Annotated in this window: 22 protein-coding genes; 12 read left to right on the forward strand and 10 right to left on the reverse strand. The window is 34.1% G+C overall.

All coding sequences use genetic code 11. The annotated features are described in order from the left end of the window. Positions 1 to 7 precede the first annotated feature (7 nt). Positions 8 to 1,153, reverse strand: coding sequence for an efflux RND transporter periplasmic adaptor subunit (locus tag JC605_RS05030; protein WP_198855145.1), 1,146 nt, complete (start codon positions 1,151 to 1,153; stop codon positions 8 to 10). 257 nt (positions 1,154 to 1,410) lie between these two features. Between JC605_RS05030 and JC605_RS05035 the strand changes: the two genes are divergently transcribed. From JC605_RS05035 to JC605_RS05055, 5 genes are all read left to right on the forward strand, one after another. Next, positions 1,411 to 2,373 (forward strand): polyphosphate kinase 2 family protein, encoded by a 963-nt coding sequence (locus JC605_RS05035; RefSeq protein ID WP_198855146.1) that lies wholly within the window; start codon positions 1,411 to 1,413, stop codon positions 2,371 to 2,373. 63 nt (positions 2,374 to 2,436) lie between these two features. Continuing rightward, the gene (locus JC605_RS05040; RefSeq protein WP_198855147.1) at positions 2,437 to 4,113 is read left to right on the forward strand and encodes a SulP family inorganic anion transporter; all 1,677 of its coding nucleotides are present in this window, start codon (positions 2,437 to 2,439) and stop codon (positions 4,111 to 4,113) included. A 159-nt stretch (positions 4,114 to 4,272) separates the two neighbouring features. Beyond that, on the forward strand, positions 4,273 to 5,631 hold the full coding sequence (locus JC605_RS05045; protein WP_198855148.1) for a rhodanese-related sulfurtransferase: 1,359 nt from the start codon (positions 4,273 to 4,275) through the stop codon (positions 5,629 to 5,631). 184 nt (positions 5,632 to 5,815) lie between these two features. After that, positions 5,816 to 7,057 (forward strand): peptidase U32 family protein, encoded by a 1,242-nt coding sequence (locus JC605_RS05050; RefSeq protein ID WP_198855149.1) that lies wholly within the window; start codon positions 5,816 to 5,818, stop codon positions 7,055 to 7,057. Then, positions 7,057 to 7,287: a ferredoxin gene (locus tag JC605_RS05055; RefSeq protein ID WP_177211604.1), complete on the forward strand. Its 231-nt coding sequence runs from the start codon at positions 7,057 to 7,059 to the stop codon at positions 7,285 to 7,287. Before JC605_RS05050 ends, JC605_RS05055 begins: the two co-directional genes overlap by 1 nt. 88 nt (positions 7,288 to 7,375) lie before the next feature. On the opposite strand, the gene JC605_RS05060 is transcribed toward JC605_RS05055, so the two are convergent. The 8 genes from JC605_RS05060 to JC605_RS05095 form a co-directional block, all read right to left on the reverse strand. Next, positions 7,376 to 8,809 (reverse strand): hypothetical protein, encoded by a 1,434-nt coding sequence (locus tag JC605_RS05060; RefSeq protein ID WP_198855150.1) that lies wholly within the window; start codon positions 8,807 to 8,809, stop codon positions 7,376 to 7,378. A gap of 479 nt (positions 8,810 to 9,288) precedes the next feature. Beyond that, entirely contained in the window at positions 9,289 to 9,696 is a 408-nt protein-coding gene (locus tag JC605_RS05065; protein ID WP_198855151.1) for a hypothetical protein, read from the reverse strand. Positions 9,697 to 9,896: 200 nt separating this feature from the next. Continuing rightward, positions 9,897 to 10,247 (reverse strand): hypothetical protein, encoded by a 351-nt coding sequence (locus JC605_RS05070; protein WP_198855152.1) that lies wholly within the window; start codon positions 10,245 to 10,247, stop codon positions 9,897 to 9,899. Between the two features lie 163 nt (positions 10,248 to 10,410). Next, positions 10,411 to 10,677, reverse strand: coding sequence for an Imm17 family immunity protein (locus tag JC605_RS05075; protein WP_198855153.1), 267 nt, complete (start codon positions 10,675 to 10,677; stop codon positions 10,411 to 10,413). Between the two features lie 201 nt (positions 10,678 to 10,878). Continuing rightward, positions 10,879 to 11,943 (reverse strand): ankyrin repeat domain-containing protein, encoded by a 1,065-nt coding sequence (locus JC605_RS05080; protein WP_198855154.1) that lies wholly within the window; start codon positions 11,941 to 11,943, stop codon positions 10,879 to 10,881. 43 nt (positions 11,944 to 11,986) lie between these two features. Continuing rightward, positions 11,987 to 12,529, reverse strand: a complete 543-nt coding sequence (locus JC605_RS05085; RefSeq protein ID WP_198855155.1) for a hypothetical protein — start codon at positions 12,527 to 12,529, stop codon at positions 11,987 to 11,989. 19 nt (positions 12,530 to 12,548) lie between these two features. Next, complete coding sequence (locus JC605_RS05090; protein WP_198855156.1) at positions 12,549 to 13,895, reverse strand: ankyrin repeat domain-containing protein; 1,347 nt, start codon at positions 13,893 to 13,895, stop codon at positions 12,549 to 12,551. A gap of 29 nt (positions 13,896 to 13,924) precedes the next feature. After that, positions 13,925 to 15,106 carry an ankyrin repeat domain-containing protein gene (locus JC605_RS05095; protein WP_198855157.1) on the reverse strand — a complete coding sequence of 394 codons (1,182 nt, stop codon included), beginning with the start codon at positions 15,104 to 15,106 and terminating at the stop codon, positions 13,925 to 13,927. A 349-nt stretch (positions 15,107 to 15,455) separates the two neighbouring features. Between JC605_RS05095 and JC605_RS05100 the strand changes: the two genes are divergently transcribed. The 7 genes from JC605_RS05100 (at position 15,456) to JC605_RS05130 (ending at position 22,819) form a co-directional block, all read left to right on the forward strand. Next, on the forward strand, positions 15,456 to 16,850 hold the full coding sequence (locus JC605_RS05100; RefSeq protein ID WP_198855158.1) for a regulatory iron-sulfur-containing complex subunit RicT: 1,395 nt from the start codon (positions 15,456 to 15,458) through the stop codon (positions 16,848 to 16,850). Further along, positions 16,834 to 17,313: a gliding motility lipoprotein GldH gene (locus JC605_RS05105; protein ID WP_198855159.1), complete on the forward strand. Its 480-nt coding sequence runs from the start codon at positions 16,834 to 16,836 to the stop codon at positions 17,311 to 17,313. The genes JC605_RS05100 and JC605_RS05105 overlap by 17 nt, the downstream gene beginning before the upstream one ends. 10 nt (positions 17,314 to 17,323) lie before the next feature. Further along, on the forward strand, positions 17,324 to 19,630 hold the full coding sequence (locus JC605_RS05110) for a penicillin-binding protein 1A (protein ID WP_198855160.1): 2,307 nt from the start codon (positions 17,324 to 17,326) through the stop codon (positions 19,628 to 19,630). A gap of 165 nt (positions 19,631 to 19,795) precedes the next feature. Next, positions 19,796 to 20,500 (forward strand): CoA transferase subunit A, encoded by a 705-nt coding sequence (locus JC605_RS05115; protein ID WP_198855161.1) that lies wholly within the window; start codon positions 19,796 to 19,798, stop codon positions 20,498 to 20,500. Positions 20,501 to 20,586: 86 nt separating this feature from the next. Next, a complete protein-coding gene (gene bla / locus JC605_RS05120) occupies positions 20,587 to 21,468 on the forward strand; it encodes a class A beta-lactamase, subclass A2 (protein WP_198855162.1) in 882 nt (293 codons plus the stop codon). Between the two features lie 91 nt (positions 21,469 to 21,559). Continuing rightward, positions 21,560 to 22,216: a CoA transferase subunit B gene (locus tag JC605_RS05125; protein ID WP_198855163.1), complete on the forward strand. Its 657-nt coding sequence runs from the start codon at positions 21,560 to 21,562 to the stop codon at positions 22,214 to 22,216. Between the two features lie 165 nt (positions 22,217 to 22,381). Beyond that, entirely contained in the window at positions 22,382 to 22,819 is a 438-nt protein-coding gene (locus JC605_RS05130; protein ID WP_198855164.1) for a hypothetical protein, read from the forward strand. 90 nt (positions 22,820 to 22,909) lie between these two features. Here the strand turns inward: JC605_RS05130 and JC605_RS05135 are convergent, their stop codons facing one another. Further along, positions 22,910 to 23,437 carry a DUF6646 family protein gene (locus tag JC605_RS05135; RefSeq protein ID WP_198855165.1) on the reverse strand — a complete coding sequence of 176 codons (528 nt, stop codon included), beginning with the start codon at positions 23,435 to 23,437 and terminating at the stop codon, positions 22,910 to 22,912. Between the last annotated feature and the right edge of the window lie 31 nt (positions 23,438 to 23,468).

Consider the following 23,468-nt stretch of genomic DNA (forward strand, 5'->3'; position numbering starts at 1 on the left):
ATTTAGATTACTTTGCAGCTACAGTTTCTGGATCGCCCAATTGCCATTGAACGATTTTTGGGGTAATGACACTTCCATTCTTTAATAAAGAAGTACCTCCCATGGCTATCTTGTCGCCAGGTTTTAATCCATCTTCAATAATATATCCGTTTTTAACGGTAGGGCCTGGTTTTACAATTTGCATTTGCACTTTATTGTCATTACCTACAACATATACTTGATAAATTCCTTGAATTTCAATAACTGCGCGCTGCGGAATTACGATTGCTTCTTTGCGAATATCAGTAAGCAAAGCAATTTTTACATATTGGCCAGGACGCAGTAATTTATCTGGATTAGGAAAAGCGGCTTCAAAAGTGATGGCTCCTGTAGAAGGATCAATTTGTCTGTCGGCAAAACTTACTTTTCCTGTATGCGGATAAGTGGAACCGTCAGATAGTTTTATGGTAACACTTGCTCCAGAGCCTTTTAAAGGAGAATTTGGTTTGTTGAATTCTCTAAAAAGACGCAAAAATTCTTGTTCGCTTATTGTAAATCGAACTCTGACATCTCCTAGATCAGAAATTGTATTTAGAACTGACAAAGGCCCAGGCTGTACATAATCGCCTACTCTCACTTTTGACAAGCCAATTAACCCTGAAATTGGTGCTAAAATTTGACAGTAACCCAATTCGATTTTAGCATTTTGAACCGAAGCGTCAGATGCTTTAATCTGTGCTAATGAAGCATTGTACGCCGCTTTTGCTGAAACCAATTCTCTTTGGCTGACAGCATTCATTTTTGCCAACGGAGTAATCATATCCAAATCTGATTTGGTTTTAGATAATCGTGCCTGCGATTCTGCGGCAACTCCTTGAGCTTCGTTAAGTTTCGCTCTATAAGGTAAAGGGTCAATTGTATAGAGAACCTGTCCTTTCTTGACAAAACTTCCTTCTTTAAAGTTCATACTTTCAATTATACCATCAACTCGCGGGTTAATTTGTATATCAGATTGACCAAAAGTCTGCCCCGTGTATTCAGATTCTAATTTTACATCTTGCTGTAAAACCGTTGTGACTGAAATTTCTAATGGTTTGGGGCTTGGTGGTGTTTCTTTTTTGCAAGAAAACATCAATAGACTTAGTAAAATTGCGGAGGAGTAGATTTTGTTCATTGTTAAATTCTTTAGATAAAATTCATTAAACACAACTAACTAAAAACCAGTAAAATGCATAGCTAAGTTAGCGTTTTTTTAGATAGATGAATATATATTGTATGAATTTTGTTAATTTTAGTTAAAACTTTATGTATCTGTCTATCAGGTTATAGTGGTAAATGAGATGAACTGCTATTTAATGCCGATAAAATGCATTTTTTGTAAGATTAATTTATTTGGTAGATAAGTAATAATAATTCAAAACTTTTGTAATCATGTCAAAAAATAACAAGAAAAAACACAAAAAAGAGGAAAGAGATGATAATGATTTAAAAAAATTAACTAAAAAGGAATTGTTACATCGGGCAAAAAAATTTTCTGAGCAATATTGTGTTGGAGACGATAAGAACTTCACATTAAAAGGTAAACCAACTTCTTATGCTATAGAAAATGACAATATCTCGGTTCGGAAAACATTAAAAATGGGAGTTAAGGCTCTAGCTGCCATGCAGGATATTTTGTATGCCCAAGATAAGTGGTCTGTTCTTATTATATTTCAAGCTATGGATGCTGCTGGAAAAGATGGTGCTATAAAGCATGTAATGTCAGGAATAAATCCGCAGGGTTGTCAGGTTTCTTCTTTTAAAGGACCAAGCTCAGAAGAATTAGATCATGATTATTTATGGCGTTGTCAAAAACACCTTCCAGAAAGAGGCCGAATAGGAATCTTTAATCGTTCTTACTATGAAGAAGTCTTGGTGGTTCGTGTTCATGAACAAATATTGAGAGGGCAAAAACTTCCTGAGAAATTGATTACCAAAGACATTTGGGATAATCGTTTTGAAGACATTCGAAACTTTGAAAAATATCTGAGTAGAAACGGAACCGTTGTCATTAAGTTTTTTCTAAATGTTTCTAAAGAAGAACAAAAAAGAAGATTTATTGAAAGAGTTGATAATCCAGATAAAAACTGGAAATTCAGTGCAGCCGATGCCAAAGAGCGAGGCTATTGGGATGATTATATGCATGCGTATGAGGAATTAATTAAAAACACATCGACCAAAAAATCGCCTTGGTATGTAATTCCTGCCGATGATAAATCTTATGCCCGAATTGCAATTGCTTCGGCAATAATTCATGCTTTGGACGAAATGGATCTGGAATATCCTAAAGTAAGTCCAGAGAAAATTGCAGAACTCAATGAGGTTAAGAAAGCATTATTAGAAGAGAAAGAGTAACCTTTTGCAACTATAAACATTCATTTATAATTGTGAATTAGTACTATCTTAATCTTTTTTAATATGATTTCTAAGCTTTTACCCTCACTAGATTGGATTAAAAATTATGAAAAACAGAATTTCAAAAGAGATTTCATTGCAGGAGTAACTCTTGCCGCTTACGGAATTCCTGTTTCTCTTGCCTATGCAACTCTTGCAGGTTTACCTCCTCAATATGGAATTTACGGATACCTCATTGGCGGCATATTTTATGCTTTGTTAGGATCCAGCAGACAGCTTGCGATAGGTCCAACTTCTGCAATTTCTTTATTGGTTGGAACTACTATTGCAAGTATGGCAAATGGCGATGTAGAACGCTGGTCTGAAATCGCATCACTTACGGCATTAGTATTTGCTGGAATGGCCATTGTTGCCTATTTGCTGAGGTTAAGTGGAATTATTAATTTTATTAGTGAAACCGTTTTGGTTGGATTCAAAGCAGGCGCGGCGATTACTATCGCTTTGACACAATTGCCGAAATTATTTGGAGTTAAAGGCGGCGGGGATAATTTCTTGGAACGAATTGTTATTCTTTTTCATCAAATTCCAGATATGAATACAGCTGTTTTTATTTTTGGAATAATTGCTATTCTGATATTAATTATAGGAGAAAAAATAGCACCGCAGTTTCCAGTTGCAATAGTAATTGTCATTTTATCTATTATTCTTATTTCGGCTACATCATTACAATATGCCGAATTCAATACAGTTGGAATTATTCCGACTGGTCTTCCTGAATTTCATCTGCCCTCACTTCGGATTCGAGATGTTGACGGAGTTTTACCGCTTGCGATGGCTTGTTTTTTATTGTCTTATATAGAAAGCGTTTCTGCTGGACGAACCTTAGCACAAAAAAACGGATATGTTATCGATCCGCGTCAGGAACTTCTGGCACTTGGAGTTGCAAATGCTGCCGTTTCATTCGGACACGGTTATCCTGTTGCGGGCGGTTTGTCGCAATCAGCTGTAAACGATGCTGCGGGTGCGAAAACGCCATTGTCGCTTTTGTTTGCTTCGAGTGCAATTGCTTGCTGTCTCTTGTTTTTAACAGGATATCTTCAAAATCTGCCAACCGTAATTTTGGCCGCCATTGTTCTAGTAGCGATAAGAGGGCTTTTTGATTGGAAAGAAATGAGACATCTTTATAAAATAAACAAACAAGAATTTGCTGTAGTTATGGTTGCGCTTGCCGGAGTATTAATCTGGGGAATTCTCGCGGGAGTTTTGCTTGCAACACTCGTAACCTTGTTGCTTTTATTAAAAGCGGCTTCAAAACCTCATGTAGCTTTTTTAGGAAGAATTCCAGGAACGAGAATTTACACCGATTTGAAAAGACATCCTGACAATGAGATAATGGAAAACATATTGATCGTAAGAGTAGAATCGTCCATCTTTTATTTCAATGCTGAGTACATTAAAGAACGGATTTTGGAAAAAATCTACAGCGAAGAAGATTCTTTAAAAACAGTAATATTAGATCTCAACTCTTCACCTCGCATCGATATTGCTGGCGCACGTTTCTTAAAGAATTTATTTATTGATTTGCAGGCAAAGAACATTACTCTAAAAATAGCCGAAGCCCGTTCAGATGTCAGGGATAGCCTGCGTGCAGAAAATCTTGAAATTCTCTTTGGGCATATTAGCCGTTCTGTTTCTGTAGATGATTTAGTGCAGCATACTTTACAAGATAATAGTAAGTAAAAAGTGAAGTTCTCTAGTAATACAATCTTTTTTTCATGTTAAAAAAATCAGATAATTAAAGGAAGATCATTTTTAATCTCAAAATAAACCCTAAATTTGCCGCAGATTTAGAGAAAAATCTAAAAAAACATATATTCTTAACTTAAAACTGTTTATAGCATGCAACTGTATAACACTTTGAGCGCAGAAGAAAGAGCCATCATGATCGATGATGCAGGTAAACAACGACTAACGTTGTCTTTCTATGCGTATGCCAAAATTCAAGATCCACAAAAATTTCGTAATGACTTATTCGTAGCCTGGAATGCCCTAGATGCATTAGGCCGAATTTATGTTGCCAATGAAGGAATAAATGCTCAAATGAGTATTCCTGAAGAAAATTTGGAGGCTTTTAGAACAACTCTTGAAGCTTATGATTTCATGAAAGGCATTCGTTTGAATGAAGCTGTAGAGCATGATGACCATTCGTTTTTAAAATTAACAATCAAAGTTCGTCACAAAATCGTTGCCGATGGATTAAACGACGAAACTTTTGATGTTACCAATATAGGCGTTCACTTGAAAGCCAAAGAATTCAATGAGATTTTAGATGATCCGAATACGATTGTAGTTGATTTTAGAAATCACTACGAAAGTGAAGTTGGACATTTTAAAAATGCGATTACTCCAGATGTTGAGACATTTAGAGAAAGTTTGCCAATTATCAACGATCAGCTTAAAGATCACAAAGACGATAAAAATCTGGTAATGTATTGTACTGGAGGAATTCGTTGCGAAAAAGCGAGTGCTTATTTCAAACACCAAGGTTTCAAAAACGTGTATCAGTTAGAAGGTGGAATTATTAATTACGCTAAACAATTGAAAGAAGAAGGTTTAGAAAGCAAATTCATTGGAAAAAACTTCGTATTTGATAATCGTCTAGGCGAAAGAATCACGGATGATATTATATCACAATGTCACCAATGCGGAAAACCTTGCGATAATCACACGAATTGCGAAAATGACGGCTGTCATTTATTGTTTATTCAGTGTGATGATTGTAAAGCAGCAATGGAAAACTGCTGTTCTACAGAATGTTTAGAAATCATCCACATGCCTTTAGTTGACCAAGTTCGTTTGAGAACTGGAAAACAAGTTGGAAATAAGGTTTTCAGAAAAGGAAAATCTGAAAACTTGAAATTCAAACATTCAGGAGAATTACCAGAAACTGCTTTGGCAACAGCACAAAAACAATCTGATATTCGTCAGAAAATAAAAGTAAAAAAAGTACTTCTTGGGAAAGCTGAACATTATTATGTAAAAGCGCAAGTTGGACAATTTACAGTAGAAAATCACGAATTAAACAGTGGTGATAAAATCTTAATTTCTGGTCCAACAACTGGAGATCAAGAATTGATTTTAGACAAAATCATTGTTAATGGCGCAGAAACTCAATCTGCTAAAGTTGGTGATAAGGTTACTTTTGAAGTTCCTTTTAGAATTAGATTGTCTGATAAAGTATACAAGATTTTAGATTGAATTTAATAGGAGTGCTGCGGCATTTACGTTAAATTTTGATAATATAGAACAAAGCCCATGGTTTCAATCGTGGGCTTTTTTAATAATATGCTGCGAATAATTTTTAAAATATAGACTATGATATATATCATAGAAATCTAATCTATACCCACATTAATTTTGTCATTTGAATAATAAATCGAAAATGACAATTAACAATACAATTGAACTCATGTCTCCAGCTGGAGATTTTGAGTCGCTTCAGGCTGCTTTAGATAATGGCTGTGATTCAGTATATTTTGGAGTTGAACAGCTTAATATGCGTGCTCGTTCAACGGTGAATTTTACAATTGACGATTTAAAAGAAATCGCCAATCGATGTGAAGCAAAAAAAGTTCGAAGTTATTTGACTTTAAACACGATTATTTACGATCATGATTTGTCAGTTGTAAAAACATTATTGAACAAGTCCAAAGAAGCTAATATTACAGCTGTAATTGCATCAGACCAAGCCGTAATTGCAATGGCAAGATCAATTGGAATGGAAGTTCATATTTCGACCCAATTGAATGTTACCAACATAGAAACCATCAAATTCTACAGTTTATTTGCAGATACAATGGTTTTAAGTCGTGAATTAAGCTTACGTCAAGTAAAAAATATTACCGATCAAATTGAGAAAGAGCAGATAAAAGGACCAAATGGAAATTTAGTCGAAATCGAAATCTTTGGTCATGGAGCTTTGTGTATGGCGGTTTCGGGAAAATGTTATTTGAGTTTGCATTCGCATAATTCATCTGCAAATCGTGGTGCATGCAAGCAAAACTGTCGAAAAAAATATACAGTTATCGATCAAGAAACAGGTTTCGAAATCGAATTGGATAACGAATACATGATGTCGCCAAAAGATTTATGTACATTGGATTTCTTAGATCAAGTTATTGATTCTGGAATTAAAGTTTTAAAAATCGAAGGACGAGGCCGTGCGCCAGAATATGTGGCAACGGTAACCAAAACCTATCGCGAAGCAATTGATGCTTACTATGAAGGTACTTTTTCCAAAGAAAAAACGGTAGAGTGGATGAAAGCCTTGGAAACAGTTTACAATCGCGGATTCTGGTCTGGATATTATCTAGGTCAGGAATTAGGCGAATGGAGCGATATTCCAGGATCTGCAGCGACGCAGAAGAAAGTTTATGTGGGTAAAGGAACACATTATTTCCCGAAAGCAGAAGTAGGGCAATTTAAGATTGAAGCTTACGATATTAAAATTGGTGATAAAATCTTAGTAACGGGACCAAGTACAGGCGCTCAAGAAATGATTATCGATGAAATGTTTGTAAATGATATTGCTGGTGAAAAAGCCACAAAAGGAGACGATTGTAGTTTCAAATTGCCATTCAGAATCAGAATGTCGGACAAATTATATAAAATTGTTGAGGCGTAATGGTTATAGTAACATTACAAAGGGATAAGTGCATTGGCTGTAATTACTGTGTTGAGATGGATCCGATTCATTTTCAAATGTCAAAAAAAGACGGAAAATCGGTTCTCATTCATTCGCAGAATGCAAAAGGATTTTTTACTTTAAAATCTCCAAATCATGCTATTGTGGAAAGCTGTGAATTGGCTGCGAAAGCTTGTCCAGTAAAGATTATTACGGTTAAAGAAACTTAGGAATATTTTAATCACATCAAAAAGAGCCGCAAATGTGCGGCTCTTTTTGGTTAAATACGTTGTGACAATTGTATTAATGTGCTGTTGTTTATGCTTCTTCAATTTTTACTGTTTCGATATTCTCATCAATTTCAGTCCATTCTGGAGCTTCCCAAAATATAGCAATATGAAGATTATATATTCCAATTGCGGCATAAGCGAGAATGCAGAAATAATAGAAACCGTTAGGGCGATCTTGAAATAAAAAGAATAAGAATCCCATAGCTAATAGTGCAAAACCTATCCAAACACCTTTTCTAAAGTATATTATAAAAATATACAACAAGACAACTAACCCACTTAAATAAATTAAGTCCTGACGGTTTAATTCAAGCCTTATAAATTTGTAAATGGCATAGGCACTCAGTAATAACAAAAGAAATACTTGAAAGTATGATTTCCTTTGATTTTCATCTTCTTCGATTTCCAAATATTCTTCATTCGTTAAAGGAGTGTTTTTGCGGAAAAAGAATAGAAAAGGAATTAAGTTAATTACAGGTATAAAACTCAATAGGTAAATCCAAAAAGGTCTTCTGCGTAAAGCAGCTAATTGCGAAAGCAATAGTTGGGAGAATAATAAATAGACAAATGTAATTTGAAAAATGACACGAATAACAGTATAGATATTGTTGTAAATTCCTGAAATATTTGGACCTGAAGAATTGAACCAATTGACAGAAAACTGTTCTGTAAAAACCAAATGAACAGCAAGGAACGAAGTAAATAATAGAGAAAAATGTATCGTGAATTTTTTATAGCTAAGAAAAGCAGCTGTAGGCATTTTTATAAAATTCCTAAAAGAAAATCCAGCATCTAATAGAAATATAAAATAGAAAAAAGTCAATATCGAAAATAATCTAAAAAACACTACTTCATAAGGCCAAGCAGAGCCGTAAAAATCGCTAAAAGTTAATACAGAAACTGTTTTTTGATATAAAGCCTCGATGCTTATAGAAGTAAATATTCCGATTAGATAGCCTAAAAAGCTGATTTCTTTACTATAAAGTATTTTTCCTCTTAAGAGACCATATAAGGCATATGGTTGCAAATAACCTAAAGCAAAATAAAGTATAAAAAAGGGACTATTAGCATAAGATTCGCGAAGATCTGAAAAAGTAAAGATTATGTCTGATAGTATTGCTGGCAGACACAGCAAAAGGAGATATTTTAGTTTATCGAATTTCTTTTCATTAACTGCTTCCCAGCAAAGAGCTATTATTATAATTAGGGCATTAATTATTGTGTTCAAAATATTTGCCCACAAAGGTAGGTTTTGGGGCCCTCGAAAAGGGATTAGCATACCTGATAATCCAGATCCTCCAACACTAGAAACGGAAAAATTATTGATGATAAATTGTTTTATAATAAGAAGGAAGGCAATAATGGCAAGAGGGAATACGATCGCCTTAAACTTTGAAAAGTTAAAATGGTAAAAATAATTTGTCTCCTCTTTTGGTTGGTTTGGTAAAACTTCGGTGTTCATTTGTGGCGGTTTGTTTTGGGTTAGTTTAAATCTCAAAATTTTGGTACGAGTAAACTTAACAAATTTTAATTCTTTTGAAATAAAAAAATGACCTTATTTTGTGTAGTCGTCGCTACTGCGCGAACCCGATAGCGCGGATTTGCAATCCGTGCCCGTTTTAATTAGCAAATCTTATATTCTCACAGTTTTTATTTTTTTCTCTCTTTCGCTTTGTTGATATACTTTACGTGCACGGATTGCAAATCCGCGCTATCGGGTTGGCGGAATGGTATTTAAGGATAAAGAAGAAGTAAACTTATACCTGCGCACCTCGCACAAATTAGCAAGGTTTACCGCAAGGCTCAAAAAATTATTCTTTCTAAAATAAACAGCCGCTTCATTTACGAAGCGGCTGTTTATTTTTAAACCTCTTTATGCTAAGGCACAAGAACGCAAACGCTTATTGCTTGACTGCATTCTTGCGCCAGCGTGGAGAAGGACTACTTCTTTTTTTTCTTATTATCACTGTTATTCATCCAGTCGTCAATTTGTTCATACTCACTAAACTTTTTAATCCAGCCATTTTCACCATATATTTCACCACTCAGACCATCACTCATTTCCGCAAGATTAATTACTTTGCCTTTTTGATCCTTTGTAGTAAGCGTAAATTCTTCCTGAGACTGAAAAAAAAATAGTGTCTTAAAAAGGCATTTATCAATCATTTCGGTAACAATCTTTATCAAATCTTCTTTGGGAACTTTACTTTTTTTAAGTAGCTCAAATATATACTGATTTTCTTTTGATATGGAATTGTTGTTGACTATTTCGTTAAATTCAAAAATAGAATCATCTCTAACTTCCTCTATTAAATATTTGCCAAATTCATTTAATAATTTTTCTTTCATGTTTATTGTTTTTTAGTTCCAAGGTATGTGGCTTGGTGATGTCACTTTTTGTTTTGCCAAACCCGACAGCGCAGATTTGTAATCCATGCCCGTTCCAATTAGTAAATCTTATATTCTCACAGTTTTTATTTTTTTTCTCTCTCTTTCGCTTTGTTGATATACTTTACGTGCACATATTGCAAATCCGCGCTATCGAGTCTTTAGTTCTGGAAGGCATCATATTCAAGATAAAACTCTAAAGCATTTAAAAAGACTTTTACATTTTTTACAATATCTAAATTGGGATTAATCTTGAATTTATTTTCAATTATAGATTTAAACATTTGTGTTTCAATTAATTCACAAACAATATTCTGATCGTTGTATATCTCAGATGGAACATCACCTAAGTCTCCTTCCACAAATTCTGTCGTCTTTTCTTCAATAGTATCTAATACATAAAAAATGGCGTTTTTTAAATCATTTTCTTTTTTTTCTACTGAATAAATCATTCCATGTGGAAGGTTCTTATAATAAGTCAAAATATCTATGAATTTTGAGTATTTTTTCATTTTGTTTGTTTTATTATTTATTTGTAAACCCGATAGCGCAGATTTGTAATCCATGCCCGTTCCAATTAGTAAATCTTATATTCTCACAGTTTTTATTTTTTTTTCTCTCTTTCGCTTTGTTGATATACTTACGTGTATGGATTGCAAATCCGCGCTATCGGAATTACCATTTTGTAACGTTAAACATAATATAGGCCACAAAAAAGAAAATAAGCCCAACAACTACACCAACTATACGTGCTATAGTACGGCCAAAATACGCACTTATGCCACCAATGCCACGAAAGGTGCCACTTGGCGCATAGAGCCAGTTCCAATTTTGAATAGCCGCTACAATCATTATTAAGCCTAATGAGAGTGGTACAAGAGCCATCACTTTGGGGTGTTGTCTAAAATAAGTATGTGTCTTATCGAAAATGTCTTCTGCCATATTTTAAATAATCTGCTCATTACCAGGTAAAAATATCGAAAGCAAAAAATGAAAACTGCTTCTAAAAGTCATTATTTTATTAAAATAAGTTTTAATAAGAAACCCGATAGTGCGGATTTGCAATCTGTGCCCGTTCCAATTAGCAAATCTTATTTATTCTCCCTGCTACTGCACAAATCCTTTTGTGTAGTACTTTTAACTTTATCTTTTGTAATTAGGCTCGCTTAGTAAAATGGGTGTTGTATTTGCAAGAACCCATTTAGTAGTGAGTTCGCATAAAAAATTAAGTTCGTCGATTTCTCCATCTCCATTTTTGCGAACATCTTTTATAATTAAAGCTGCTTTTTCAAGTTCGTCATCAGACAGTGAATTATTTGAGGATAAATGGATAAAAAAGGCATCTAGCATTTTTTTAAAATCGATATTCCAATTTCCACCACCATTTCTATATATTTCATCTCTTACCTTTCCTGAAATGCGCACGACTTCACCTTGTACGGTTTTTGAACTGCCCTTTGACGGTATTAAGAGATCCCATAGTTCTTCAAATTGTTTTTCCCAGGTTGCGCCAGTTACAGAAATGGGAGACACACCGTCGTGTAAAATACGTCTTTTTACAGGGGGAACATTAAACATCTCATAAAGTTGGTTTAATGCATTATCTGTCTCTTCTAAATAATCTTTGTTGAAATTTTCTCTATGAAATTCAAAATCTTCTCCCTTTCGAACAACAGCATCTTTCATAGCTTGCGTTATTTCGATATCAGTTTTTAAAAGTATTTTTGATATTTCGGCCAAATTTTTAAGATCAATGTTATTTGCTCTAACCAAAGCACGTTCCAAAGGAGTTTGTTTGTAGGTATTCAATGCATTAGTGTCTGCTCCATATTCGATCAATTTTTTGACAGCATCTACATTAAAGCCGCTTCCACATGCAAAATGTAAAGGCGTATCTTTATAATTGTCTCTTGCATGTATATTAGCACCGAGTTCTAATAAAGTTGAAATCTTACCAGTTCGTATCATTGCGTTTTGATGCAATGCGGTACGGTTATAAGTATCAACAGCTTCCAAATCTGCGCCATTTTTTACTAGCCAAATTATAAGCTCATCGGGAATACCCCAAAAGCTTAACGCTGTTGTTTTTCCGTAACCGCCTCTTGCCTCCAATTCGCAGGTATCAAATACAGCTTTTAAAGCTTCAACGTCTTTCTTTTCAATTAATTCTTTAAAATTTTTTGGAAGCGTTTTCTTTTTCTTTGCCATTCTTTTTATTCCTTTTTTAAATCATTGATCAAGATGTCTGATTTCAGATGCCTATTTTAGCATTTATATTATGCTTGTCAACATAAGTTTGTGCCACATTCATCAATTTGGTAAATTTTGCCTCTATTTCGCTTTGAGTTGAAGCATCAAAATCAGCAATTGCTTTTTCAATTTGTTCTGAAGGAGCTTTTTCGTCTTTCAACTTTCCGATTGGTACATAACCTTCCTTCTGTTTCGCAATTGCATAAGAAAATAAGTCTTTTGAGGCCTGAAGAAGTTCTCTATTGTCTTCATCTTCCGGTATGTCCTGAATCGTTTTTAATCTAGCTTCTAAATTAGTTATATCGTATTTAAAAGAATCTTGATAAGTAGACGGAATCATTTTCTTTTGCGTTTCATCATAAACCTGAGGCTCAGATTGAAGCTTTTCATTAATTTCCTTACTTCCAAAACGAGATAACAAATTCGAATTTAAAGCGGCAATTTCAAAGGTTTTTTCTGGAGAGAGGTTGGTGCAAGAACTAGAAACAATAGCTGTAGCGATTAATACTAAAAATAGAGTTGTGGTATTTAAGATTTTTTTCATTTGTGGGTTTATTTATTATTTATCCTTTTAAAATTTTACTTTTCTCAACATCAAATTCTTCCGAAGTCAAGATTCCGGCATCTAGAAGTTCTTTTAAATCTAATAATGCTTTTTTCTTGGCTTCCATCGAATTTGAAGCTTCAGTTTTTGGTGCTTCTTGCGGAACATTTATTGAGGTTACAACCGTTCCAGACGGAGCATATTTCAGAATCAGTTCTGTAATTTCATTAAAACCTTTTACATTCGAGTAATCAATTGCTTTTTGTTCTTTTACGTTTACGATTGAAGCGTCGGCTTTGTTGTCTAATAAATATTTTACAACATCTTTCTTTCCGTTAGCGGCACTGTAATGCAAAGGCGTATTTCCAGATTCGTCTTGAATGTTAATGTTTGCTCCAGCTTCGATAAGCAGTTTCACCATGCTTAAATTTCCTTTTTTGGTAGCTACATGCAACAGGCTTTCGCCGCCATACGTATAAGAATCGTTAAGGGTAAAAGTAGATTCGTTTGAGATATTTGTTGCGCTTACAATCCAATCCAAATAATCATTCATCGATGAAGTATCGTTGGCAACAGGCTTGCTATAGTTCACATCAACTCCGTTTTCTAAAAACAAGGCCACAATCTCTTTTTGATTATTCGCGCAAGCGTACCAAATCGGAGAATATCCATTGTTACTTGAAGTAAATACATCAGAACCTCTTTCAATCAATAATTTAGCTAACATTCTGTTGGTTTCGTAACAAGCAATTAACAGTGCATTTTCACCAGAATGATTAGTGTGGTTTATATCAGCGCCATTGTCCAGAAGCAAAGTCACCATCGGAATCGATTTGGTATAACAAGCATAAATAAGTGGCGTATTTCCCTGTTTATCGGTTACGTTAATATCGGCTCCATTGTCTAAAAGCAGTTGGATAATTTCTCTGTTTAATTTTGTTGAGGCTAATATTAAAGGGGTTTCTCCGTTGTTATTCAGCAGATTAACATCGGTTCCTGCTTGAAGCAACTTTGTTGCAATATCGATTTGAGCCGTCTGAACGACCAAATGAAGCAGACTATTTCCGTATTTGTCGTTTTTGGTAATTTCTGCTCCATTTTCTAAAAGATGCAACGCCGTTTGTTTTTGTTTTTGAAGGCAAGCAAAGTACAAAGGCGTTTCTCCTTGATGATCTTCATAATTGATATCGGCACCATCTTCGGTTAGAATTTTTACGATATCAAGGTAACCTCTATGAGCTGCGTAATGAAGTGCAGTTCTTCCAAGTTCGTCTGTATATTTTACATCTACTTCTTTATTTTGAAGAAGTAATTCTGCTATTTTTCTGTTTCCGTTTTCGCAGGCAACTATAAATGACATTGACATGTGTATTGTTTTTTAAATAGATAATCGATTTATTGTTTCATTAAAAGTTCAACCGTTTTGATTTTTAGGTTGTCATCAGAGGCAAGTTTTAAAGCCGTTTCGTCTTTATCGTTGGTAATTTCTTTATCTGCACCGTTTTCAAGAAGTAATTTTACTTTTCTATAGGTTTCTTTTGCAGCTTCAGCATCATAATTAACATTATACGCGCAAACTTTGTGTAAAACAGTGTTGCCCTGATCGTCTTGTTCGTTAACGTCAACAGATCCACTCTCAAGCACTGATTTTAAAATACCCGATTTTTTCTCAACAATATAATCCACACCTGATTTCGGATTTCCATAATATTCAGCACAATGATTTAAATCGGCTCCATCTGACAATAATTTTTGTAGTGAATTTAGATCATACTCAGAATCAGACATCATTCTGATAAACTCGGTAAGTAAGGTTTTTCCGTTTTTATTGATATTATTAAAATTGGCTGATGATGATTCTGCTAAAAGTTCGTACATCTGAAAAGAAAACTGTTCAGCTGCAGCGTAGTAGAAAGCGCTGTTTTCTTGGTTATCAGTTTCATTAGGATCGGCACCATTTTCTAATAAAACAGGCAGAAGTTCTTTTTGGTTTCTTTTCACAGCACACATTAAAGGTGTTGTCCCAACAATGTTTTTCTCATTAATGTCAACTCCGTTATCTATTAAAATGGTAATGTATTCTTTTACTTTCTCTGGATCAAGACCATAAGTATTCAAAATTGTGTAAATAAAATTTTCACCTGCATTGTTCTTATACTGAGTATTAGCTCCAAAATCATCAACTAATACTTTAACTATTTTTGGCGAAATTCCTTTTCCAAGAAAATAGCCAAGAAGGGTTTTATCGCTTATTTCATCGTTAATGTTATCCATTTTCGACATCAATTCCTTGAAAAAAGCAATTGATTCTTCATTATCTTTTAAGTATAAAGCCAATGGTTTAAAAATAGATTGATCAAAACTGTCCAATTCGTAAATATCGGTCTCTATAAATCCAGCTTTTATTAATTTTTCAATGAAGTCAATTTCTTTGGCTTCAATAATTTTGGACATTATCTGCGAAAAATTATTTTTCAAGTATTGGTCATTAAATTTTTCTCCGTTATTTAGGCATTCTCTGGCCTCGTCAAATTTTCCCTGAAAAAGGAAATTTTCAATTTGGTTTTGTGTTTGCATTGTGATGAATTTTAAAATGAAAGATTAAGATTTGAAAGTGCCTAAAATTGGAATTTTTCAAACCATGTTGTAAGATAAAACATAAAAATGCCAAATATATTTCAGGATAAAAAGTTAAATTACCATTTTAGGTCATAAAACTTGCACAATAAGGTTTTTTGAAGAATATTTTAAAAATAAGAAGAAAAGTTGAGTAATTTGGTAAAAATTTGCGTACAAAAAAACGCGTTTTTTTATTTAACAGGCCTTTAGTTTTTATGCATAAAAAGCAAAATAAAAAAAATACTATCTTTACCGATCAAACGTTTATGAACTTAAGCTGCGTTTTGGCAGCACTACATATATAATTATGGCATGTACAAGTTGTTCAACCTCAGACGGTGGCACACCAAAAGGTTGTAAAAATAATGGGACTTGCGGCACCGATAGCTGCAATAAATTGACGGTTTTTGACTGGCTTTCGAACATGAGCCCGTCTAATGGAGAGGCGATTTTTGATTGTGTTGAGGTTCGTTTTAAGAATGGACGCAAGGAATTTTTTAGAAATTCGGAGAAATTAACTTTAAGTATTGGCGATATTGTAGCAACTGTTGCTTCGCCAGGACATGATATTGGAATTGTGACTCTTACAGGAGAATTGGTAAAGATTCAAATGAAGAAAAAAGGGGTAAATTACGAAAGTAATGAGGTTCCAAAAATTTACAGAAAAGCATCTCAAAAAGATATCGACATTTGGTCTGTAGCACGTGATCGTGAAGAACCGATGAAAGTTCGTGCCCGCGAGTTGGCAATTCAGCATAAATTGGAAATGAAAATTTCGGATATCGAATTTCAAGGAGACGGATCAAAAGCAACTTTTTATTACACAGCAAATGATCGTGTCGATTTTAGAATGCTGATCAAAGATTTTGCTAAAGAATTCAGTACCAGAGTAGAAATGAAACAAGTTGGTTTCCGTCAGGAAGCGGCACGTTTAGGTGGAGTTGGTTCTTGCGGACGCGAACTTTGCTGTTCGACTTGGTTAACCGATTTTAGAAGTGTTAATACATCAGCGGCTCGTTATCAGCAGTTATCATTGAATCCGCAAAAATTAGCGGGACAATGCGGTAAATTAAAATGCTGTCTAAACTATGAGCTAGACACTTACATGGATGCTTTAAAAGATTTTCCAGATTACGATACCAAACTAATCACAGAAAAAGGCGACGCAGTTTGCCAAAAACAAGATATTTTTAAAGGATTAATGTGGTTTGCTTACACCAACAACTTCGCAAACTGGCATGTTTTAAAAATTGATCAGGTAAAAGAAATTATCGCTGAAAATAAACAGAAAAACAAAGTTTCTTCTTTAGAAGATTTTGCCGTTGAAGTAATTTCAGAACCTGAAAAAGATTTTAACAATGCAATGGGTCAAGAAAGCTTAACTCGTTTTGACCAACCGAAAAGAAAGAAAAAGCCAAATCGCAAGCGTAAACAAAATGCAGAAACGGCTGGTGTTGCAACTCCAGTAAAACCGCAACAGGATAAAAATGTAAATACTGCTAAACCAGCAGCAAATACTAATAATCCGAACAATGGCAATGCAAATAAGCAAACCAATCAAAACAATCCGAATAAGCAAAATCATAAGAAAAAGCATAATTCGAATAAGCCAAACAATCCGAATAAGCAAAATTCAAATGAAAATAAACCGGCTGAACCTAGAAAACCAATAACGAATACTAAAAATGAGAATAAAAAATAGCGGAATTCTTCTTTTGGTAGCAATACTTCTTTTTTCTTGTGATAAAAAAAGAGTATTTGATCAGTATAAATCTGTTGGAAGTGCTTGGCACAAAGACAGTATTGTGAGCTTTGATCTGCCAGTTTTAGATTCTACAAAAAAATACAATGCTTTTGTAAACATTCGAGACAACAATAATTATCCTTTTAATAATTTATTTTTAATTGTTGCTCTTGAAACGCCGAGCGGTTTTACAAAAGTCGATACATTAGAATACCAAATGGCAGAGCCAGATGGAACATTGTTAGGAAACGGATTTTCTGATATAAAAGAAAGCAAGCTTTTTTATAAAGAAGATGTAAAGTTTACAGGAAAATACAAAGTGCACATCAAACAAGCTGTTAGACAGTCGGGTAAAATTCCTGGTGTTGAAGCTTTAGAAGGAATTACAGACGTTGGTTTTAGAATAGAACAAAAAGATTAGATAAATATTTATGGCTGCTAAAAAAAACAATCAATCCAATACCACTAAGGATATTAATTATTACAAAAAGAAATTTTGGCGAGTTTTTGCCTACTCTTTATTAGGGGTTTTAGCCTTCTTTTTATTTGCTTCTTGGGGTTTATTTGGATCCATGCCTTCATTTGAAGATTTAGAAAATCCAGATTCAAACCTTGCTACAGAGATTATTTCTTCTGATGGAGTTTTAATTGGTAAGTACTTTAAAACCAATAGATCTCAGCTTAAATATTCTGATTTGCCTAAAAATTTAGTAGAAGCGCTTGTTGCAACTGAAGATGCACGTTTTTATGAACATTCTGGAATTGACGGGCGCGGAACTTTAAGAGCCGTTTTTAGCTTAGGAACAAATGGTGGTGCAAGTACATTGACACAACAGCTTGCAAAACAGTTGTTTCATGGTGAAGGATCTAAATTCTTACCTTTTAGAATTGTACAAAAAATAAAAGAATGGATTATTGCCATTCGTTTAGAAAGACAATATACAAAGAATGAAATCTTAGCGATGTACTGCAACGTGTATGATTTCGGAAATTATTCGGTTGGAGTAAGTTCTGCTGCACAGACTTATTTCTCTAAAGATCCAAAAGACTTAACCATTGACGAATCGGCTATTTTGGTTGGAATGTTTAAAAACTCAGGTTTATACAATCCAGTAAGAAATCCTCAGGGAGTAAAAAACCGTCGTAATGTAGTTTTGTCGCAAATGGCAAAAGCAAAAATGATTTCTGAGGCAGAAAAAGAAAGACTTCAAGCACTGCCAATTACGCTGAAATTTAAATTGGAAAGCCACCGTGAAGGTATGGCAACTTATTTTAGAGAGTATCTTCGTGATTACATGAAAAAATGGGTTACTGAAAATAAAAAACCTGATGGATCTGAATATGATATTTACAAAGACGGACTTAAGATTTATACTACGATAGATTCTAGAATGCAGTCGTATGCTGAAGAAGCTGTTGCGGCGCACATGAAAAATCTTCAACAGCAGTTTTTTATTGAACAAAAAACTAATAAAAATGCTCCTTTCGTAAATATTACACAAGCTGAAACAGATAGAATCATCATGCAAGCAATGAAAAATTCTGTTCGTTGGGCTCAGATGAAAGAAATGGATAAAAGCGAAGATGATATCATTGCTTCATTCAAAGTAAAAACAAAAATGCGTGTCTTTACTTGGAAAGGGGAACGTGATACTATAATGACGCCAATTGATTCTATTCGTTATTACAAGCACTTTTTACAATCAGGTTTAATGGCAATGGAGCCTCAAACAGGAGCAATTAAAGCTTGGGTTGGAGGTATTAATTACAAATTCTTCCAATATGATCACGTAGGACAAGGAGCTAGACAAGTTGGTTCAACTTTCAAGCCTTTCGTTTACGCAACAGCTATCGAAGAACTAAATATGTCACCATGCGATTCTATTCTTGATGGGCCTTTCATGATTCATAAAGGACGCCATCACGTAACAGAAGACTGGGAACCTAGAAACTCTGATTATAGATATAGAGGAATGGTTACTTTAAAACAAGCTTTAGCGGCTTCTATTAATACCGTTTCTGCTAAATTAATTGACAGAACTAGTCCAGAAGCAGTTGTTGAGCTGACTAAAAAATTAGGAGTAAAAACAGAAATTCCAGTACAGCCTTCAATCGCATTGGGAGCGGTAGATATTACAGTTGAAGATATGGTTGCAGCGTATAGCACATTTGCCAATCAAGGAGTTTATGTAAAACCACAATTTTTAAGCAGAATTGAGAATAAAAGCGGTGAGGTAATCTACGAACCAATTCCTGAATCGCATGATGTTTTAAATAAAGATATTGCTTTTGCGGTAATCAAATTACTTCAAGGGGTAACAGAAAGTGGTTCTGGTGTACGTTTACGTACTCAAGGAGGCGGAAGCGGAGACAATCGTTGGACAGGTTATCCGTACATGTTTACAAACCCGATCGCAGGAAAAACAGGAACAACGCAAAACCAATCTGATGGTTGGTTTATGGGAATGGTTCCTAACTTAGTGACTGGAGTTTGGGTTGGATGTGAAGATCGTTCTGCACGTTTTAAAAGTTTGACTTATGGACAAGGAGCAACTGCAGCATTACCTGTTTGGGGTTATTTCATGAAGAAATGTTATGCAGACAAAGATCTTCAGGTTTCTAAAGGAGAATTTGAACGCCCGGCAAATCTTTCTATCAAGGTAGATTGTTACCCAAGACCAGCAGTTGTAAAAGATACAACGCAGACTGAACAAAATACTGATGAATTTGAATTGTAACAATGTTGCAATAAAACTCAATTAATTATATATCAATCCCTTTACAAATCTTTTAAAAGATTTATAAAGGGATTTTTCTTTTGGTTTTATTTTTACGAAATCGTTATAATTTCATCTAAAAATCTTATTTTTATCAAAAATATTCAGCATTAAAGATAGTTTGTTATGATAACAAAAAAAGTAAATGGCGTTCAAGAAGCTATTGAAGGAATTAATAGTGGTATGACAATCATGTTTGGTGGTTTCGGTTTATGCGGTATTCCTGAAAATACAATTGCAGCTCTGGTAAACACATCAATTTCAGATTTAACTTGTATTTCTAACAATGCAGGTGTAGATGATTTTGGTTTGGGATTGTTGTTGCAGAAAAAGCAAATAAAAAAAATGATTTCTTCTTATGTGGGAGAAAATGCCGAATTCGAGCGTCAGATGCTTTCTGGAGAATTAGAGGTTGAATTGACACCTCAAGGTACTTTGGCAGAACGCTGTCGTGCTGCTCAAGCTGGAATTCCAGCTTTCTTTACACCAGCAGGTTATGGAACTGAAGTTGCAGAAGTAAAAGAAGCACGAGAATTCAACGGAAAAATGCACATCATGGAAGAAGCTTTCAAAGCTGATTTTTCTATTGTAAAAGCTTGGAAAGGTGATGAAGCTGGAAATCTTATTTTTAAAGGAACAGCTAGAAACTTCAACGCTTGTATGGCAGGTGCTGGAAAAATAACAATTGCAGAAGTCGAAGAATTAGTTCCTGTTGGGATCCTAGATCCAAATCAGATTCATATTCCTGGAATTATGGTGCAGCGCATCTTCCAAGGAGAAAAATTTGAAAAACGAATTGAACAACGTACAGTAAGAGCTAAAATTAGATAATTAGAAAATGAGGCAATTAAATAATTAATTTAGGTTGCGTATAGAATTATCTTATTATCAAATTGACTAATTGACACATTAAAAATATGACCAGATTTAGTATAGTTCTTTTTTCGTTCTTATCGTTTCAGGCTTTTTCTCAGGGTACAAATGAGCTTCGAAATCAATTGCAGCAAATTATATCGACTAAAAGTGCTACTGTAGGTATTTCTATGAAAGGCATTGAAAATAAGGATACTTTGAGTATTAATGGAAATTTAAAAATGCCGATGATGAGTGTGTTTAAATTTCATATTGCATTGGCAGTTTTGCATAAAGTTGATGAAGGTAAACTTAATCTTACGCAAGAAATCTTTATAAAAAAGAAAGATTTAAAGGAAGATACGTGGAGCCCAATGAAGGAAGATTATCCAGAGGGAAATGTAAGTTTGACTTTAGATAAAATACTCCGCTACACGGTTTCTCATAGCGACAATAACGGGTGTGACATTCTGATCAATTTAGTTGGAGGTACAAAGTACATTCAAAAGTTTATAAATGAGCATGGAATCAAGGATTTCGTTATTAAAATGAACGAAGATCAAATGAAGACGTGGAAAAATCTTTATGTCAATACTACAACTCCGTTGGCAACAACAGAATTGCTTGAGAAGTTTTTTAAAGGTGAAATTTTAAAAGAAGAAACCACAAAGTATTTGTATCAAATAATGGTAGAAACCTCAAGAGGGCTCACTTGGATGAAAGCTGGACTTCCTGAAAACACCGAATTAGCACACAGAACTGGAATTTCTGGAACTAATGATGCTAATTTGAGAGTTGCAATGAATGACGTTGGAATTGTAAAACTTCCAAATGGAAAACATTTCATTCTGTCGGTTTATTTAAAAGATATTACAGAGAAAAGAGAGGACACAGAAAAAATAATAGCTGACGCAACAAAAGCAGTCTGGAATTATTTTAATAATTGAGATAATTAGACAATGTGCCATTAGATAATTAATTTAAAATGCAGATAGCATTATCTAATTGGCAAATTCACAAATTGACACATTAAAAATTATGGCACTTAGTAAAGAAGATATAGCAAAACGAATTGCAAAAGAGGTAAAAGATCGTTATTTCGTAAATCTTGGAATTGGAATTCCGACTTTGGTCGCAAATTATGTTCGAGAAGATATAGCAGTTGAATTTCAAAGTGAAAATGGTGTTCTCGGAATGGGGCCTTTTCCTTTTGAAGGAGAAGAAGATGCTGATATCATTAATGCAGGAAAACAAACCATTACGACACTTCCGGGAGCAAGTTTCTTCGATTCGGCTTTTAGCTTCGGAATGATTCGTAGCCAAAAAGTAGATTTGACGATTCTTGGAGCAATGGAGGTTTCTGAAAACGGAGACATCGCAAATTGGAAAATTCCAGGTAAAATGGTAAAAGGAATGGGTGGAGCAATGGATTTGGTGGCTTCCGCCGAAAATATCATCGTTGCCATGATGCACGTAAACAAAGCAGGAGAGTCCAAAATCTTAAAAAGATGCACTTTGCCATTAACGGGCGTAGGATGCGTTAAAAAGGTCGTAACTGAGCTTGCGGTTCTCGAAGTAACAGAAAAAGGTTTTAAGCTCTTAGAACGCGCGCCAGGCATCTCAGTCGAGCACATTATCGCCTCAACCGAAGCTGATTTGATCATTGAAGGAGAAATTCCTGAGATGGTTTTTTAAGGTTCAAAGGCTCAAAGGTGCAGAGGCTCAAAGTTGAAGCACTAAAAATAAATTTAGATAAGAGAACTTTCTTAAGAGAAGGTTCTCTTTTTTGTTTTCTGCTAGAGCGTATAATGAAAAAGTAATCTTTTTCTTTACATTTGCTGTAATTTAAAAAATACACCTTTGGAAAAGTTTGAAATCGATGTTAAGTGGAGTAGTTATTTCATTATTACAAATATAGTTACTTCATTCATTATAGTGTTGCTAATGCTTTTGATAGATATTCAGAGTTTATTATATTTATCTAATGTTCTTATACCAGTTTTTATAATTCAGTTTTTATATTTTACAATAAAAGCTATTAGAGAAAACAAAAAACATGATTTAAGTAGAGGTTTTAGAAATTTCTTTGTTTTTACAAGGTTTTTTGTAATTTATTTCTTCGTGGTGTACTTGTTAAACGTGGGTTTACAGACAATGATTGACTATCCTTCTTTAATGTTTTATCACCGAAAAAAAAACCTTTCAGAATTTTTAATAGAAGATAGTTTGTCTGAAAATAAAGATATTACACTTAACGAGTTTATTATCTCATTAAAAAGAAAGTTTAACCGAGCATAAATCAACATATATAAAAAAATAAAAGACCACTTATATAGTGGTCTTTTATTTTTAAAGTCTTAGAAACTTAGGGTCTTAGCATCTCCAAAATTATAAATTAAACGAAGCTCCTAAGCTAAAAGTAGCTTGATTATTCAAATGATAGAAAGGATCATTGTTTGAACCATATTTTGCAATTGGGAATCCGATTTCTGTGAAAACACCAAATCCGTCAGTGAAGAAATAACGACCACCAACGTGTCCGCCGAAATTATGTAAACCTAAGCTTAATCCAGGGTAAACGTCTAATTCTTTTACACCAATTACACTAGATAAGTTAGCATTGATTCTTGCTTTTGCGTCAAAACGATCTGAGAAATCTGGTTCGGCATCGTTATAAGGATTTGTGCTACCGTGGTAGAAACCATTAAAATTATCAAATCCTAGTATATAGTTTGCTACAAAACCAAAAGAGAAATTTTCTCCTAAACCAAAATCAACAGAACCTTGAATTCCAGAACCACCATCTTGTAAATTAGCTCCTACGTTTACTTTAATATCTCCCTTTCCTTTGAAAGCTTCTTGAGCATTAACAAATCCGAATGTCACTAAAAACACAAGTGTAATAATCTTTTTCATAAAAATTTAATATTAATTATTTTGGGAAGCA

Source organism: Flavobacterium sp. IB48 (genome assembly GCF_016405855.1).
GTDB lineage: Bacteria > Bacteroidota > Bacteroidia > Flavobacteriales > Flavobacteriaceae > Flavobacterium > Flavobacterium ginsengisoli.

What these genes read in the sequence shown, in the direction of transcription:
- JC605_RS05055 (WP_177211604.1), top strand. Translation starts at nt 7,057, where the DNA reads ATGGTTATAGTAACATTACAAAGGGATAAGTGCATTGGCTGTAATTAC.
- JC605_RS05105 (WP_198855159.1), top strand. Translation starts at nt 16,834, where the DNA reads ATGAGAATAAAAAATAGCGGAATTCTTCTTTTGGTAGCAATACTTCTT.
- JC605_RS05050 (WP_198855149.1), top strand. Translation starts at nt 5,816, where the DNA reads ATGACAATTAACAATACAATTGAACTCATGTCTCCAGCTGGAGATTTT.
- JC605_RS05090 (WP_198855156.1), bottom strand. Translation starts at nt 13,895, where the DNA reads ATGTCAATGTCATTTATAGTTGCCTGCGAAAACGGAAACAGAAAAATA.
- JC605_RS05075 (WP_198855153.1), bottom strand. Translation starts at nt 10,677, where the DNA reads ATGGCAGAAGACATTTTCGATAAGACACATACTTATTTTAGACAACAC.
- JC605_RS05070 (WP_198855152.1), bottom strand. Translation starts at nt 10,247, where the DNA reads ATGAAAAAATACTCAAAATTCATAGATATTTTGACTTATTATAAGAAC.
- JC605_RS05030 (WP_198855145.1), bottom strand. Translation starts at nt 1,153, where the DNA reads ATGAACAAAATCTACTCCTCCGCAATTTTACTAAGTCTATTGATGTTT.
- JC605_RS05080 (WP_198855154.1), bottom strand. Translation starts at nt 11,943, where the DNA reads ATGGCAAAGAAAAAGAAAACGCTTCCAAAAAATTTTAAAGAATTAATT.
- JC605_RS05115 (WP_198855161.1), top strand. Translation starts at nt 19,796, where the DNA reads ATGATAACAAAAAAAGTAAATGGCGTTCAAGAAGCTATTGAAGGAATT.
- JC605_RS05085 (WP_198855155.1), bottom strand. Translation starts at nt 12,529, where the DNA reads ATGAAAAAAATCTTAAATACCACAACTCTATTTTTAGTATTAATCGCT.
- JC605_RS05040 (WP_198855147.1), top strand. Translation starts at nt 2,437, where the DNA reads ATGATTTCTAAGCTTTTACCCTCACTAGATTGGATTAAAAATTATGAA.
- JC605_RS05045 (WP_198855148.1), top strand. Translation starts at nt 4,273, where the DNA reads ATGCAACTGTATAACACTTTGAGCGCAGAAGAAAGAGCCATCATGATC.
- JC605_RS05100 (WP_198855158.1), top strand. Translation starts at nt 15,456, where the DNA reads ATGGCATGTACAAGTTGTTCAACCTCAGACGGTGGCACACCAAAAGGT.
- JC605_RS05110 (WP_198855160.1), top strand. Translation starts at nt 17,324, where the DNA reads ATGGCTGCTAAAAAAAACAATCAATCCAATACCACTAAGGATATTAAT.
- JC605_RS05060 (WP_198855150.1), bottom strand. Translation starts at nt 8,809, where the DNA reads ATGAACACCGAAGTTTTACCAAACCAACCAAAAGAGGAGACAAATTAT.
- JC605_RS05035 (WP_198855146.1), top strand. Translation starts at nt 1,411, where the DNA reads ATGTCAAAAAATAACAAGAAAAAACACAAAAAAGAGGAAAGAGATGAT.
- JC605_RS05135 (WP_198855165.1), bottom strand. Translation starts at nt 23,437, where the DNA reads ATGAAAAAGATTATTACACTTGTGTTTTTAGTGACATTCGGATTTGTT.
- JC605_RS05065 (WP_198855151.1), bottom strand. Translation starts at nt 9,696, where the DNA reads ATGAAAGAAAAATTATTAAATGAATTTGGCAAATATTTAATAGAGGAA.
- JC605_RS05125 (WP_198855163.1), top strand. Translation starts at nt 21,560, where the DNA reads ATGGCACTTAGTAAAGAAGATATAGCAAAACGAATTGCAAAAGAGGTA.
- bla (WP_198855162.1), top strand. Translation starts at nt 20,587, where the DNA reads ATGACCAGATTTAGTATAGTTCTTTTTTCGTTCTTATCGTTTCAGGCT.
- JC605_RS05095 (WP_198855157.1), bottom strand. Translation starts at nt 15,106, where the DNA reads ATGCAAACACAAAACCAAATTGAAAATTTCCTTTTTCAGGGAAAATTT.